Genomic DNA, 13,762 nt, shown 5'->3' with positions numbered 1-13,762 from the left:
TTTTCTCTGTCTGGTCGATATGGGTGTATGGCGAGGCGCCGGGGCGGGGATGTGTGTCAGCTCGAGTTGGCCAGCACGCCCAGCCGCTGCCATGCGGGCAGCGATTCGCGTTCGAAGGCGGCGAGGTGGCCTGCGTCCGCGGCTTCGGGGTCGAGGGCACGGACCGCGGCCAGCAGCGCTTCGCCGCGCAGCGAAGGGTCGAGATCGAGCGCGTGCGCGGCCAGCATGGCAGGCCGTGCCGCCGGCAGGCCGGAGCCGAGGGCGGGCGCGGCCAGCCAGCCGTAGTCGTGGCCAGCGGCGGCGGCGCGCCACAATGCACGGTTGAGCGCCTGAGCCGGCGCCGCAGCCGTCGCCGGCAGGCAGGGGTGGAGGTGTCCCGCCCACAGCAGCATCTGGCAGGCCTGGTTGAGCATGCCGCCGTGGCCGGCATAGGCGGGCAGGGCCAGCAGGCTGCCGAAGGAGGTTGGCCGGCCGCTGGACAGGGCCTTCAGCAAGGGCGAAAACATTGGCGCGGGTCCGTCGACCGGGCCGATGCGGGTATCGAAGCGCAATTTGCCGCCGGCGGGCGCGCCCGGCAGGGCGGCGAATTGCTGTGTCTGCAGCGCCTGGCGATGTTCGGCCGGGTGAGCGGCCTCGGTTCGCGCTGGTAGATGTCGCGGCGCAGGGTCTGGTTGCGGGCGATGTCCTTGGCCGTTTCGCGCAGCGCCGTATCGCTCAGGGCGCCGATCGTCGCCTGCGTGCCGCCGGGCAGCGAGACCGCGTCGATGTTCTCCAGCGGGGTGGCGCTGCCGATGAAGCTGCAGCCCGCCTGCTCCGCCGCGGCCAGCATGTCGGCCACGTGCAGCGGTTCCCAGTGGCCGCCCAGAAATTCGTGGGCCAGATGGCCAGGTGGATGCATCATGACCTGGTCGAGCTGCGCACCCAGCTCCGGCACCACGGCGAACTGGCCGGCGCCGCCGTCGCGCAGCTTGCGCATCAATGCCAGCCCCGAGGCCAGGCCTGTCGTGGCGCCGGTGATTTCCGCGCTGCGCCGCAGGATGCGCTGCATCGCCATCATCGGCGCGCTGCCTGGCTGGGTCATGTAGCCCAGGCAGGCGATGCCGCCGGGCTTGAGCCAGCGTTCGACGATGCGCATCACCGCGCGCCGGTTGTCGGGCGAGATCCACGACAGCACGCCGTGCATGACGATGAGGTCCAGCGGCGGCAGCGCGCTGTCCTCGGCTTCGGCGAGCTCGGCGAAGCTGTGCTGAAGGAAACGGACGTTGCCCAGTTCAGCCTGCGCGGCCAGCCCGCGGGCGTGCGCGATCGCGGCCGGGTCGAAGTCCACGCCGTGGAAGGTCCCGCCGGGATTGGCCGCGGCCGACAGCAGCGTCGTCAGGCCGGGACCACAGCCCAGTTCGCACCAGGCGTAGGGCGCGGCGGGATCCGGTGCGCGATGGCCCAGCGCGGTGAGGACAGCGTGCAGCCAGGCCGGCGTCAGCTCGCGATGGAAGAATGCCGGATAGGCGAGATCGGCATGATAGCCGTCGCTCCAGGCGGGTTTCATCGTTCTGCCCCCGCCATCCAGCGCAGCGCGTGGCCGAGCGACGCCGGCAGCATGGGGCCGTGCTCCAGGTCCGGCAGTTCGCGGTATTGCGCGTCGAGCCCGGTCACGTTGTCCAGACGGGAGACGAGGGCTGGCACGGCGTCGGCGGGCACGGCGGCCGTTGCGCGCTCGCGCTCGGCCAGGCGTGCCGCGGAAGGGGCAGGACGCGTGCGGCGGCCTTCGGCGCCGCCGCGCAGTACCAGCAGGTGGGCGTGATGGCCGGCGAAGCTGCGGCCGAACGCTTCCTCGAGTGTCAGCAGGTGGCCGTCGCGCCACCACAGTGCGGGGCTGGCGGCAGCATAGTGGCTGAATGCGGCGGGCTGCGTCAGCAGGGTGTGGAGCACGAACAGGCCGCCGTAGGAGTGCCCCCACACCCCCTGGCGCTCGGCGTCGAGCGGGACGCGCGCGGCGAGCTCGGGTTTGACCCGGGTCTGGATGAAATCGAGAAAGCGCACAGCGCCGCCGTTCGTCCGCGTGGGATCGAGCGGGTCGGTCTGCGGCCCGCCGCCGGGCAGCGGCGGCGTGTAGTCGTAGGCACGGGCGACGACGTCGAAACGCAGCGGCGTGTCGTAGCCGATGGCGACGATCACCGGCGGATTGGCCGCGGCCAGTTCGCCCAGCAGCTCGTCGTCGAGCGCCTCGATCGCAGCATTGCCGTCGAGCAGGAAAATGGCCGGATAGCCTGCTGCCGGCGGCGCCAGTCGCGGCTGCGCGATCTGGATGCGGTAGCGGCGCTCGCTGCCGGGTGCGTCCAGCATCAGGGTCTCGAAGCGGTAATGGACCGAACCCCGCTCCGTGATGTCCGGCCCGGGGCCGCGTTCGAGGCTGGGCTGGGCGATGGCCGTGCCGCCGCACAGGGCCAGGACGGTGGAGATCAGGACGAGGACGAAGCGCGTCGCATGCATGCGTGGTTGCCGAAAATCGAAAAGCGCCCGGCTTCCGCCGGACGCGGGACAGCGCAACGCCGCGGGCGCTGCGGCTGCCGGTTCAGAACGAGGCCGTCAGCGTTGCGTAATAGGCGCGGCCGGGCTCGTTGTAGGTGTTCGCGCCGGCGGAACTGCCGTTGCCTTCGCGGTACAGGCGCTTGTCGAACAGGTTGCTGATGCCGACGCGGCCCTTCAGGGTCTTGCTGAAGGCGTAGCCGGCGCTGATGCCCCACAGGCTGTAGGCTTCGCGCTCGTTCAGCGAATTGCCGGTGACTTCCCCCCGTGCTGATGTTGGTGGTGCGGGGCTTCTGCTTGCCGTAGAAGGTGCCGGTGACGACGAAGGAAAGCTTGTCGGTAGCCTGCCAGTCCATCGTCGTATTGACGGTGTATTTCGGAATGATGGACAGCGGCTGGCCGTTCTTGTCGTGGTGCTTGTCCATGTAGGTGAAGTTGTTGATCCAGTTGATGTTGTGCGCGACCGGGATCAGCAGGTTGCCTTCGACACCGGCGATGGTGGCGTCGGTGGCGTTTTCCCACTTCAGCACCGAGCCGGTGACGAGCCCGCCGGTGTTGTAGTTGATCTCGCCGGAGGTGATCTTGTTCTTGTACTTGTTGTGGAAATAGGTCAGGCCCGCGTTCCAGCCGTTGGCGGTGTAGTTGATGCCGATTTCCTTGTTGACGCTGACCTCCGGATCGAGATCGGGGTTGCCCAGTACGTAGCACGGACCGGTCATGCCTACCGGGCAGCCGTTGCCCATCGTGTTGTACAGATAGTTGGGGTTGATCTGGTACAGGTTGGGCGCCTTGAAGGCGCGGGCGATACCGCCCTTCAGGGTGAACTCCGGGGTCATCATCCACGACGCATTCAGGGAGGGGCTCCAGTTGTTGCCGAACTCGCTGTGGTGGTCGAAGCGCAGGCCGGGGGTCAGGATGACGTCCTGTGTGAGCTCGATGTTGTCCTCGACGAAGACCGAGGTCAGCGTGGCCTTGGATTCGGTGTCGCGCTGGTCGGCGGGAAGGACGCCGGGCCAGTTGATGCCGCCGGAGACTGCGTTCTGCACCGAGCGCGGATCGTCCAGCGTCGAGCGGCTCCATTCGGCGCCGGCGGTCAGCACGTGGTTGACGCCGAGCTTGAAGGGCACGTCCACCTGGCCGTTGAGGGTGAGGTTGTCGAGTTCGCTGGTGAATTTCTGGTCGGTGTTGATGTTGCCTTCGCCGCCGCCCGCCGAGCCTTCGCCGAGACGGCTGTTGCGCGTGTTCTCGTACTGGATGTAGCCGCTGGACTTGCCGAAAACCCAGTCGCCCTTGTGCGTGATCGCATAGGTGCGGCGGGTCATGGTGTTGGTTTCCTTGCCGAGGAAGGTCGCCGGGTTGGTGCCGGTGGCCTGGCCCGGGTCGGTGGCGCTCGAGCCGAGGTTGGTGTCGCCGGCGTAGATGTTGCCCTGGCGGGAATAGCCGTAGTCGAAGTCGATCATCTGGCCCTGCACCGGCTTCCAGCGCAGCGTGGTCTTGATGTCCTTGTTCCTCACCCCTTCGCGGCCGGCGGCAGTGCTGCCGACGGTCTCGTCGAGGTTGATGTCGGGCGCATCGGCATCGGTCTTGTTGTAGTTGCCATGGACGCGGAAACCGAACTGGTCGTTGATCGGGCCGCTGGCGTTGAAGTTGATGCGCCGGGTATCGCCTTCGTCGGAATCCTCCGGCTGGTTGGTGTACAGCGACACCGAACCGCGCAGCTTTTCCGGAATGCCCTTGGTGATGATGTTGACCACGCCGCCGGCCGCGCCGCTGCCGTAGCGCGCTGCCGCCGGGCCGCGGATGACTTCGATGCTCTCGACTTCCTCGGCCGGCACCCAGTTGCTGTCGCCGCGCGTGTCACGTTCGCCGTTGCGGCTGTAGCGCACCGAGTTGCGCGACGTGACCGGCTTGCCGTCGATCAGGATCAGGGTGTTTTCCGGCCCCATGCCGCGCAGGTCGATCTGGCGGTTGTTGCCCCGTGCGCCGCTGGCGGCGTTGCCGGTGAGATTGACGCCCGGCATGCGGCGGATGATGTCGGACAGGTCGTTGGCCGGCGGACGCTTCTCGATGTCCTCGGCGGTGATGACGGATACCCCCGGCGCCTGCTTCAGCGTTTCCTCGGCGGTGCCGAGCACCTGGACTTCGGCGAGCGTGGCGTCGGCTGCTCCCGTCTGCTGGGCGAATGCACCGTGCGTGGGAAGGCAGACGAGGCCGATGGCCGCGACCAGCGGCTTGAGACGAAACGTGGTGAAGGGACTGGGAGAGGAGCGGCGCATCGTATTCTCGCGAGGCAGGATTGAAGAAAGTGCCGGACACCGATTCTGCTTGCATGGCTGCAGCCGGAATCGCGCTGATGGATAAACAAAATAATGAGAATCATATCCATTCATTATTTTCATATTTTGTCTAAATGCGTCAAAACTGTGTCAGGCTGGCTTGACATTCCTGCAGGGACGAGGCAACCCGGCCAGGCGCTTTCCATGCCCGCTCGTCGATATCGCCACGGCCGTTCGTTGGGCGGGATGTCCGACCCCGGGTCGGCCGCGCGATGAAAATCGGGCCCGGCGAAAACCGGGCCCGAGACGGTGCAAGGCGGATCGGGTTTGCCGTGCCGCTTCAGAACGAAGCGGTCAGCGTCGCGTAATAGGTGCGGCCGGGTTCGTTGTAGGTGTTGGCGCCCTGGCCGGAGCCCGACGATGCGCGATAGAGGCGCTTGTCGAACAGGTTATTGACGCCTGCGCGCAGGTTGAAGGTCTTGTTGAACTGGTAGCCCGCGCTGAGACCGTACAGCGCGTAAGCGCCGCGCACCTTCAGGCCGTCGCCGGTGACGGTGGTGTTGTTGGCCGGGTTGCGGTCACGTGGCTCCTGCTTGCCGTAGAAGGTGGCGGTGGCGAGCACCGAGAGTTTCTCCGTGGCCTGCCAGTCCAGCATGCTGTTGATCGTGTAGCGCGGAATCACCGACAGCGGCTGGCCGGTGTTCTTGTTCTTGCTCTCGATCATGTAGGTGAAGTTGTTGCGCAGCATCAGGCTGCGGCCGAGATCGCTCGACAGCGGGATGTCCAGGTTGCCCTCGAAGCCGCGGATGATGGCCTTGCCGGTGTTGACCCACTGGAAGGGGCGTGCCAGCGAGCCGCCGATGTCGATGAAGTCGGGGATGTCCTGGTCGCCCATGTCGGCGATGATCTTGTTCTTGTAGTCGTTGTGGAAGTAGGTCAGGCCCGCGCCCCAGCCGGCACGGTTCCAGGCCACGCCCAGTTCCTTGTTGATGCTGATCTCGGGGTCGAGATCCTCGTTGCCGAAGATGTAGCAGGGGCCTTGCACGCGGGTGCCGTCGGGCAGGTAGGGGCAGCCGTTGCCGCCGGTCACGTACAGGTAGTTGGGGTTGGACTGGTAGAGGTTGGGCGCCTTGAACACGCGCGCGATGCCGCCCTTGACGGTGATTTCCGGGGTGACTTCCCACGATGCGTTCAGGCTGGGACTCCAGTTGAGGCCGAACTTGTCGTGGTCGTCCAGGCGCAGGCCGGGCGTGACCACCCAGTTGCCCAGCGCGATGTTGTTCTCGACGAACACGGCCCGCGTATCGGATTTGCTGATCGACGTCGGGTTGTTGTTGATGGTCTGGCCGCGAGCGGTGGCGTAGGGGTCTTCGAGCTTCTCCTTGCGGTATTCGAAGCCGGCGGTCAGCATCTGCCGGATGCCGCCGATCTCCAGCGGCGTATTGAACTCGCCGTTCAGGAAGTATTGGTCGAGCTGGTTCTCGGAGGGTTGTGCGGTGGCGCTGATCGAACCTTCGGCGCCGCCCGCCAGGCCTTCGTTCAGGCGGCGGTTGGTCGTGCCTTCGTAGGCCAGCGTGACGCGCGAGGTGCGGCCTTCGCCATAGTCGCCGCGGTGGGTGACGCTGCCGGTGCGGCGGTACATGGTGTTGGTCTCGGCACCGGAGTTGGCCAACTCCTGCATCGCGGCGTTGCTGCTGTCGAACAGGCGGTCGCCTGCGTAGATGTTGCCCTGGCGGGAGAAGCCGGCCTCGAATTCGAGCACATGGCCTTCGGTCAGGTCCCAGCGCAGCAGGCCGTTGATGTCGCGGTTGCGCACGCCTTCGCGCCCGGCGGGCGGTGTCGCGTTGGGATCGACGACCGAGGCGTTGATGTCGGGTTCGTCGGCATCGGTCTTGGCGACGTTGCCGTACAGGCGGAAGGAGAACTTCTCGGCCAGCGGGCCGGCGAGGTTGAAGCCGAGGCGCTGGGTGCTGGAGAAGTCCTTGTCCTGCGGCACCAGGGTGTAGGCGGTGACCGAACCGCTGAGCGTGTCGCTCGGGCGCTTGGTGATGATGTTGATCACGCCGCCGGCGGCGCCTGAGCCGTAGCGGGCGGCGGCGGGGCCGCGCAGCACCTCGATGCGCTCGACGGCGCTGGCGGGCACCCAGTTGGAGTCGCCGCGCGTGTTGCGCTCGCCGTTGCGGCCCATGCGCACCGAGTTGCGCGAGCTGACCGGCTTGCCGTCGATCAGGATCATGGTGTTTTCCGGCCCCATGCCGCGCAGGTCGATCTGGCGGTTGTTGCCATAGGCGCCGGACGAGCTGTTGCCCGTCAGGTTGACGCCGGGCATGGTGCGGATCAGTTCGGACAAGTCGTTGGCCGGCGGCCGCTCGGCGATGTCTTCCTCGGTGATGACGGAAACGCCGGGTGCCTGGCGCAGTTGTTCTTCGGCGGTTCCGAGCACCTGCACCTCGGCGAGCGTGGCGTCTTGGGCGAATGCGCTGTGCGCGGGCAGGCAGGCGAGGCCGATGGCCGCGACCAGTGGCCTGAGGCGGCGTGAGGTGAGAGGGCTGGAGGAAGAGCGAGGCATCGGTGTTCTCGTTGGGCAGGAGTTAAAAAAACGTCGCACGGCAACGCCACCGGCATGACTGCAGGTAGAATCGCGTGTTTGGATGAGCAATAAAATAAGAATCATAATCATTAACAATTGTAATTGTTTGTCGAAATATGGAAAATGTGTGGCATGCCCGTGCCATTTCACGATGGGACGCCTATCCGAGGGCAGGGTGTCGGGCAAGCTATCCGCGAATACCCATGAACAACCCCATTTCCCCGCTCGTCCGCGCTTTCCCGCAACCGGCCGTGGCGCGGCATTCCGGATGAATCATCGTGCCGACCGACGCTCCCCGCATCCTGCTCATCGATGACGACCCCGAAATCCGCGCTTCGCTGACCACCTACCTGAGCCGCTACGGCATGGAGGTGAGCACCGCCGCCGATGCGGGCAGCGGTCGCAGCCTGCTGGCGCGAGAGCGCTTCGACCTGGCGCTCGCCGAGGTCATGCTGCCGGACGAGGACGGGCTGTCGTTGTGCCGCTACCTGTACGAGCACCTGAAGCTGCCGGTCATCCTGCTGTCGGTGCTGGCCGATCCGGCCGACTGTGTGGCGGCGCTGGAGCTGGGGGCCGACGACTACATCATCAAGCCCTTCGATCCGCGCGAACTCGTCGCCCGCATCAAGACCGTGCTGCGCCGGATGCGTAATGCGATGCGTGGTGCGGAGGCCGCTGCGCCTGCAGTGATGGGCGAGGCGCGCTATCTGAGCTTCGAGGCCTGGACGCTGGATATCGGTCAGCGTGCGCTGTCGCATCGGAACGGCCGCATCGTCGAGTTGAGCGCGGTCGAGTTCCGCCTGCTGCTCGCCCTGGCCGAGCATCCCAACACCGTGCTGAGCCGCGAACGCCTGCTCGATCTCACCCACCGCGACGAACACGGCGCCTTCGACCGCAGCATCGATACCCAGGTCAGCCGCCTGCGCAAGAAGATCGAGGAAGATCCCCGCCGTCCGCGTCTGCTGCGTACCGCCTGGGGCGACGGCTACCTGCTGTCGGCCGAGGTGACGCGCCAGGGGGCGTGAAACCCGCCTGCACCGTTGCCGGGGCCGTCTGCCGCTTCGAGCCTGCTGAAGCGGGTGTTCGGAAATGATGAATCTGCCGCCGGCGCGATAAAACTAAACTGCTTCCGTTCGGGGCACATGCCCGGACGCCAAAACAAGGAGGATGACATTGAAGATCCTGGTACCCGTGAAACGCGTTGTCGACTACAACGTGAAGGTTCGCGTCAAGGCTGACGGCAGCGGCGTGGATATAGCGAACGTCAAGATGAGCATGAACCCGTTCGACGAGATTGCGGTGGAAGAGGCGGTGCGGCTGAAGGAAGCGGGCGTGGCCACGGAGGTGGTGGCGGTGAGCTGCGGCGTGGGCGCGTGCCAGGAGACGCTGCGCGCGGCGCTGGCGATCGGCGCCGACCGCGCGATCCTGGTCGAGACCGATGCCGAGCTGCAGCCGCTGGCGGTGGCCAAGCTGCTGAAGGCGGTGGCGGACAAGGAGCAGCCGACGCTGGTGATCGGCGGCAAGCAGGCGATCGACGACGACGCCAACCAGACCGGGCAGATGCTGGCGGCGCTGGCGGGCTGGCCGCAGGCGACGTTTGCCTCGAAGCTGGTGATCGCCGACGGCAAGGCGCAGGTCACGCGCGAGATCGATGGCGGGCTGGAGACGCTGTCGATTTCGCTGCCGGCGGTGGTGACGACGGACCTGCGGCTCAACGAGCCGCGCTACGCGACGCTGCCCAACATCATGAAGGCGAAGAAGAAGCCGCTCGACACGCTGAAGCCCGAAGAGCTGGGCGTGGATGTGGCGCCGCGGCTGCAGACGCTGAAAGTGGCCGAGCCGCCCAAGCGTAGCGCAGGTGAGCGGGTGGCGGACGTCGCCCAGCTGGTCGACAAACTCAAGAACGTTGCGAAGGTGATCTGATGACCATTCTCGTCATTGCCGAACACGACAACCAATCGCTCAAGGCCGCCACGCTCAACACCGTGACCGCGGCGACCAAGCTGGGCGGCGACATCCATGTGCTGGTGGCCGGCGCCGGCTGCGGCGCGGCGGCCGAGGCGGCGGCGAAGATCGCCGGCGTGGCCAAGGTGCTGGTGTGCGATGCACCGCACTACGAAGCGCAGACGGCGGAGAACGTCGCCGAACTGGTCAAGGGCCTCGCGCCGAACTACAGCCACGTGCTGGCGCCGGCGACGCCGAACGGCAAGAACATGCTGCCGCGGGTGGCGGCGCTGCTGGACGTGGCGCAGATCAGCGACATCGTCGCGGTGGAAGCGGCCGACACCTTCGTGCGCCCGATCTACGCCGGCAACGCGCTGGCGACGGTCAAGAGCGCCGATGCGATCAAGGTCATCACGGTGCGCACCACCGCCTTCGATGCGGCCGCAGAAGGCGGTGCCGCCCCGCTCGAAGCGCTGGCGGCGGGGGCCGACCTGGGCGTGGCGGCGCTGGTCGGCCGCGAGCTGACCAAGAGCGAGCGCCCGGAGCTGGGTGCGGCCAAGGTCATCGTCTCGGGCGGCCGGGGCGTGGGCAGCGGGGAGAACTACCACACGCTGCTCGAGCCGCTGGCGGACAAGCTGGGGGCGGCGCTGGGCGCGAGCCGTGCGGCGGTCGATGCGGGCTACGTGCCGAACGACTACCAGGTGGGCCAGACGGGCAAGATCGTCGCGCCGCAGCTGTACATCGCGGTGGGCATCTCGGGGGCGATCCAGCACCTGGCGGGGATGAAGGACTCGAAGGTGATCGTGGCGATCAACAAGGATCCGGAGGCGCCGATCTTCCAGGTGGCCGACTACGGCCTGGTGGGCGATCTGTTCGAGGTCGTGCCGGAACTGACCGCCGCCGTCTGAGCGCGGCAACCGGTTGCGTCGGGCGGGCTCCCGGCCCGCTCCGGCGCTTCTTTCCTCGCCGGGAAAATCCGTCTCTCCCTCCTCCGGATTTTCGTGGCGAGCTGTGGCTCGGCGATGCATGGCTCGCCGGGCTTTTTTTGTCCGCCGGGCCGCCCCAAGGCAAAAAGCGCCCCCTTGGGGGGCAGCGAGCCCGCGAAGCGGATGAGCGTGGGGGCATTTTTTGTATCGCAAAAGGGGTGCCGCAGCCGGCGCGGACCGGAGCTGGCGTGGCGGCTCAGGAAGCTCCGCCGGAGGGCGGGAGAATGCCTGCCCGGCTCTCCGCATGGCCGGGGTAGTCCATGATGCTTTCGATCAGCGCCAGCGTATGGCTCGGCAGCGAATCGCCGCAGCGCGACAGCACGTGGCGCTCGCGCAGCGCCCAGTCCTCGTCGAGCGTCTTGATCGAGATCGCCATGGTCTTGCTGTTTCGCCGCGCGGCGGACTCCGGGACGATGCCGACGCCGACGCCGGCTTCGACCATCCGGCAGACCGATTCGAAGTTGCTCACCTGGACCCGGATGTGCAGCCGCTTGCGCGCGTTCTGCATCAACTGGTCGACGAAGGCCTGCAGGGTGCTGCCCTGGTGCAGGCCGATGTAGTCGTAGTCGATGACGTCGGCGAAACGGACCTTGTCCAGCGCTTCCAGCGGATGCCCGGGGGCGATCGCCAGCACCAGGCGGTCGGTGCTGAAGGTATGGAGCTCGACGCCGTCGGCGGTGACCGGGCCGGAGGTGATGCCCAGGTCGGTGGTGCCGTCCAGCACGCCGCGGATGATTTCCGAAGTGGGGCGCTCCTGCAGATTGACGTCCACCTTGGGATGGGCGGCGAGGAAGGTGGCGAGCACTTCGGGCATGAACTCGGTGACGGCCGTGGTGTTGGCGAAGATCCGGATGCTGCCCTGCACTCCTTCGCCGAAGCGCTGCAGTTCCGATTTCATGTGCTCGATCTCGCTCAGCACCGTGCGCGCATGCCGCAGCAGGCTCTGGCCGGCCGGCGTCAGCGCGACGCCGCGCGGCGTGCGGTACAGCAATCGCACGCCGGCATTGCCTTCCAGGTTCTTGACGCGTGCGCTGACCGCAGGGAGCGACAGGTAGTTTCGTTCCGCTGCTTTCGTCAGGCTCTTGGTTTCGGCGATGAGACTGAAAAGGGTCAGGTCGCGCAGATCGATGTTCATGCCGTCGTTCCGGTCGTTATCCCCTCGAATGTTATGGCTTCGATGGACTTTCGGGGCTTCGATTGTCGTTAAGGCAGGGTAAAGGAATGGCGAATTGTGATCGTCCGGCGCCGGGCGGATCATGTCCCGCAGAAAAACATATGTACCTAAAAGGAGGGTTTATGGAGACTGGGGCCAACAGCACGAACGCCGATCTGGCAGCGTGGGTGGGGCGGGAGGAAGTTCGCAGCGACCGCGTCGATCTGCGTATCGCCCAGGCGCTGGCCGCCACGTTCGACCATGAGCCGTCGGCCATCGCCGACGGTGATGCGCTGCCGCCGCTGTGGCACTGGGTGTATTTCACGCCCAATGCGCGCGCCAGCGAGATCGGCCCCGACGGCCACCCCCGGCGCGGCGGCTTCCTGCCGCCGGTCGAGCTGCCCAACCGGATGTGGGCGGGCGGGCGACTGCGCTTCGAGCGGCCTCTGCGCGTGGGCGAAAGCCTGCGCCGGGTGTCCCGCATCCTGAGCTGCGAGCGCAAGTCGGGCCGCAGCGGCGACCTCGTCTTCGTCACCGTCGAGCACACCATCTCGGGCGCCGACGGCGCCGCCGCGCTGGTCGAGGAGCACGACATCGTCTATCGCAACGCTTCACCCGGCGGCGGCAAGCTGACGGGCGAGGCGGTGCCGCCGGAATGCGGCTTCCGCCGCAGCATCGATCCCGATCCCGTGCTGCTGTTCCGCTATTCGGCGCTGACCTTCAACGGCCACCGCATCCACTACGACCATCCCTACGTGACCCGGGTCGAGGGCTATCCGGGCCTGATCGTCCATGGGCCGCTGACGGCGACCCTGCTGCTCGAGGCCTTCCGCGAAGCCCATCCGGACAAGCGCATCACCCGTTTCTCGTTCCGCGCCGTCGGGCCGCTGTTCGACATCCATCGCTTCGACGTCTGCGGCCGCATCACCGGGCCGGACTGCGCCGAGCTCTGGACCGACGAGAACGGGCGCCTGACGATGAAGGCCACTGTCGGCTTCGAGTAGGCCCGTTTTTCTTCCATTCCCGTTTCACCGACCGATGCGCTTCGGCAACGAAGCGCGGGGGCTCGCCATGGCCGCGATTTCCCCGCTCACCCACCGCAGGAGACAAGCATGTCCACTCTGAACGCCCCCGACCAGCACCAGGACATCCGCGACGCCGTCCGCAGCCTGTGCGCGGAATTCCCCGACGAATACTTCCGCAAGATCGACGAGCAGCGCGGCTATCCCGAAGCCTTCGTCGATGCCCTGATCGGCGCCGGCTGGCTGTCGGCGATGATTCCGGAGGAATACGGCGGCTCCGGCCTCGGCCTCACCGCGGCCTCGGTGATCATGGAAGAGATCAACCGCTCGGGCGGCAACTCCGGCGCGGTGCATGGCCAGATGTACAACATGGGCACGCTGCTGCGCAACGGCAGCAAGGCGCAGAAGGAGAAGTACCTGCCCGACATCGCCGCCGGCAAGCTGCGCATCCAGTCGATGGCGGTCACCGAGCCGACCACCGGCACCGACACCACCAAGATCAAGACCGTGGCGGTGAAGAAGGACGGCCGCTACGTGGTCAATGGCCAGAAGGTGTGGATCTCCCGCGTGCAGCATTCGGACCTGATGATCCTGCTGGCGCGCACCACGCCGCTGGCCGAGGTGAAGAAGAAGTCCGAAGGCATGTCGATCTTCATCGTCGAGCTGAAGGACGCCGTTGGCAAGGGCCTGACCGTCAGGCCGATCCCCAACCTGGTCAACCACGAGACCAACGAGCTGTTCTTCGACAACCTCGAAATACCCGAGGAAAACCTGATCGGCGAAGAAGGCAAGGGCTTCAAGTACATCCTCGACGGCCTGAACGCCGAGCGCACGCTGATCGCCGCCGAATGCATCGGCGACGGCTACTGGTTCATCGAGCGCGCGGTGAAGTACGCCAACGAGCGCGTCGTCTTCGACCGCCCGATCGGCAAGAACCAGGGCGTGCAGTTCCCGATCGCCGATGCCTTCATCGAGATCGAGGCCGCCAACCTGATGCGCTTCAAGGCCTGCGAGCTGTTCGACGCCCACCAGCCCTGCGGCGCCCAGGCCAACATGGCCAAGTACCTCGCCGCCAAGGCCTCGTGGGAAGCGGCCAACGTCTGCATGCAGACCCACGGCGGTTTCGGCTTCGCCAACGAGTACGACATCGAGCGCAAGTTCCGCGAGACCCGCCTGTACCAGGTGGCGCCGATCTCGACCAACCTGATCTTCTCCTACGTCGCCGAGCACCTGCTCGGGCTGCCGCGTTCGTTCTGAGTCCAGCC

At 66.7% G+C, this 13,762-nt stretch carries 11 protein-coding genes; 5 read left to right on the top strand and 6 right to left on the bottom strand.

Features of this window, described 5'->3' with window-relative positions:
- Positions 1–56 precede the first annotated feature (56 nt).
- The 5 genes from AAFL97_RS17870 to AAFL97_RS17850 all read right to left on the bottom strand — a co-directional run bounded on the left by AAFL97_RS17870 (position 57) and on the right by AAFL97_RS17850 (position 7,371).
- On the bottom strand, positions 57–506 hold the full coding sequence (locus AAFL97_RS17870) for a hypothetical protein (RefSeq protein WP_341646054.1): 450 nt from the start codon (positions 504–506) through the stop codon (positions 57–59).
- Positions 488–1,546, bottom strand: coding sequence for a class I SAM-dependent methyltransferase (locus AAFL97_RS17865; RefSeq protein WP_341646053.1), 1,059 nt, complete (start codon positions 1,544–1,546; stop codon positions 488–490). Before AAFL97_RS17865 ends, AAFL97_RS17870 begins: the two co-directional genes overlap by 19 nt.
- Positions 1,543–2,490: an alpha/beta hydrolase gene (locus tag AAFL97_RS17860; protein WP_341646052.1), complete on the bottom strand. Its 948-nt coding sequence runs from the start codon at positions 2,488–2,490 to the stop codon at positions 1,543–1,545. The genes AAFL97_RS17865 and AAFL97_RS17860 overlap by 4 nt, the downstream gene beginning before the upstream one ends.
- Complete coding sequence (locus AAFL97_RS17855) at positions 2,460–4,802, bottom strand: FepA family TonB-dependent siderophore receptor (protein ID WP_341646051.1); 2,343 nt, start codon at positions 4,800–4,802, stop codon at positions 2,460–2,462. The genes AAFL97_RS17860 and AAFL97_RS17855 overlap by 31 nt, the downstream gene beginning before the upstream one ends.
- 340 nt (positions 4,803–5,142) lie before the next feature.
- Complete coding sequence (locus AAFL97_RS17850; protein WP_341646050.1) at positions 5,143–7,371, bottom strand: FepA family TonB-dependent siderophore receptor; 2,229 nt, start codon at positions 7,369–7,371, stop codon at positions 5,143–5,145.
- Between the two features lie 299 nt (positions 7,372–7,670).
- Here AAFL97_RS17850 and AAFL97_RS17845 point away from each other — a divergent pair, with 299 nt between their 5' ends.
- The 3 genes from AAFL97_RS17845 to AAFL97_RS17835 all read left to right on the top strand — a co-directional run bounded on the left by AAFL97_RS17845 (position 7,671) and on the right by AAFL97_RS17835 (position 10,244).
- Positions 7,671–8,417, top strand: a complete 747-nt coding sequence (locus AAFL97_RS17845; RefSeq protein ID WP_341646049.1) for a response regulator — start codon at positions 7,671–7,673, stop codon at positions 8,415–8,417.
- Positions 8,418–8,565: 148 nt separating this feature from the next.
- Entirely contained in the window at positions 8,566–9,315 is a 750-nt protein-coding gene (locus AAFL97_RS17840; RefSeq protein WP_341646048.1) for an electron transfer flavoprotein subunit beta/FixA family protein, read from the top strand.
- Positions 9,315–10,244: an electron transfer flavoprotein subunit alpha/FixB family protein gene (locus tag AAFL97_RS17835; protein WP_341646047.1), complete on the top strand. Its 930-nt coding sequence runs from the start codon at positions 9,315–9,317 to the stop codon at positions 10,242–10,244. The genes AAFL97_RS17840 and AAFL97_RS17835 overlap by 1 nt, the downstream gene beginning before the upstream one ends.
- Before the next feature lie 274 nt (positions 10,245–10,518).
- Here the strand turns inward: AAFL97_RS17835 and AAFL97_RS17830 are convergent, their stop codons facing one another.
- On the bottom strand, positions 10,519–11,457 hold the full coding sequence (locus AAFL97_RS17830; RefSeq protein WP_341646046.1) for a LysR family transcriptional regulator: 939 nt from the start codon (positions 11,455–11,457) through the stop codon (positions 10,519–10,521).
- 161 nt (positions 11,458–11,618) lie between these two features.
- Between AAFL97_RS17830 and AAFL97_RS17825 the strand changes: the two genes are divergently transcribed.
- Both AAFL97_RS17825 and AAFL97_RS17820 read left to right on the top strand, forming a co-directional pair.
- Entirely contained in the window at positions 11,619–12,479 is an 861-nt protein-coding gene (locus AAFL97_RS17825; protein ID WP_341646045.1) for an FAS1-like dehydratase domain-containing protein, read from the top strand.
- Positions 12,480–12,587: 108 nt separating this feature from the next.
- Positions 12,588–13,754, top strand: a complete 1,167-nt coding sequence (locus AAFL97_RS17820) for an acyl-CoA dehydrogenase family protein (protein ID WP_341646044.1) — start codon at positions 12,588–12,590, stop codon at positions 13,752–13,754.
- The last annotated feature ends 8 nt before the right edge of the window (positions 13,755–13,762 follow it).

Source organism: Thauera sp. SDU_THAU2 (assembly GCF_038260575.1).
Classification (GTDB): domain Bacteria; phylum Pseudomonadota; class Gammaproteobacteria; order Burkholderiales; family Rhodocyclaceae; genus Thauera.
Note: the sequence above shows the minus strand (reverse complement) of the source record. Positions and strands in the feature narration are given on the sequence as shown.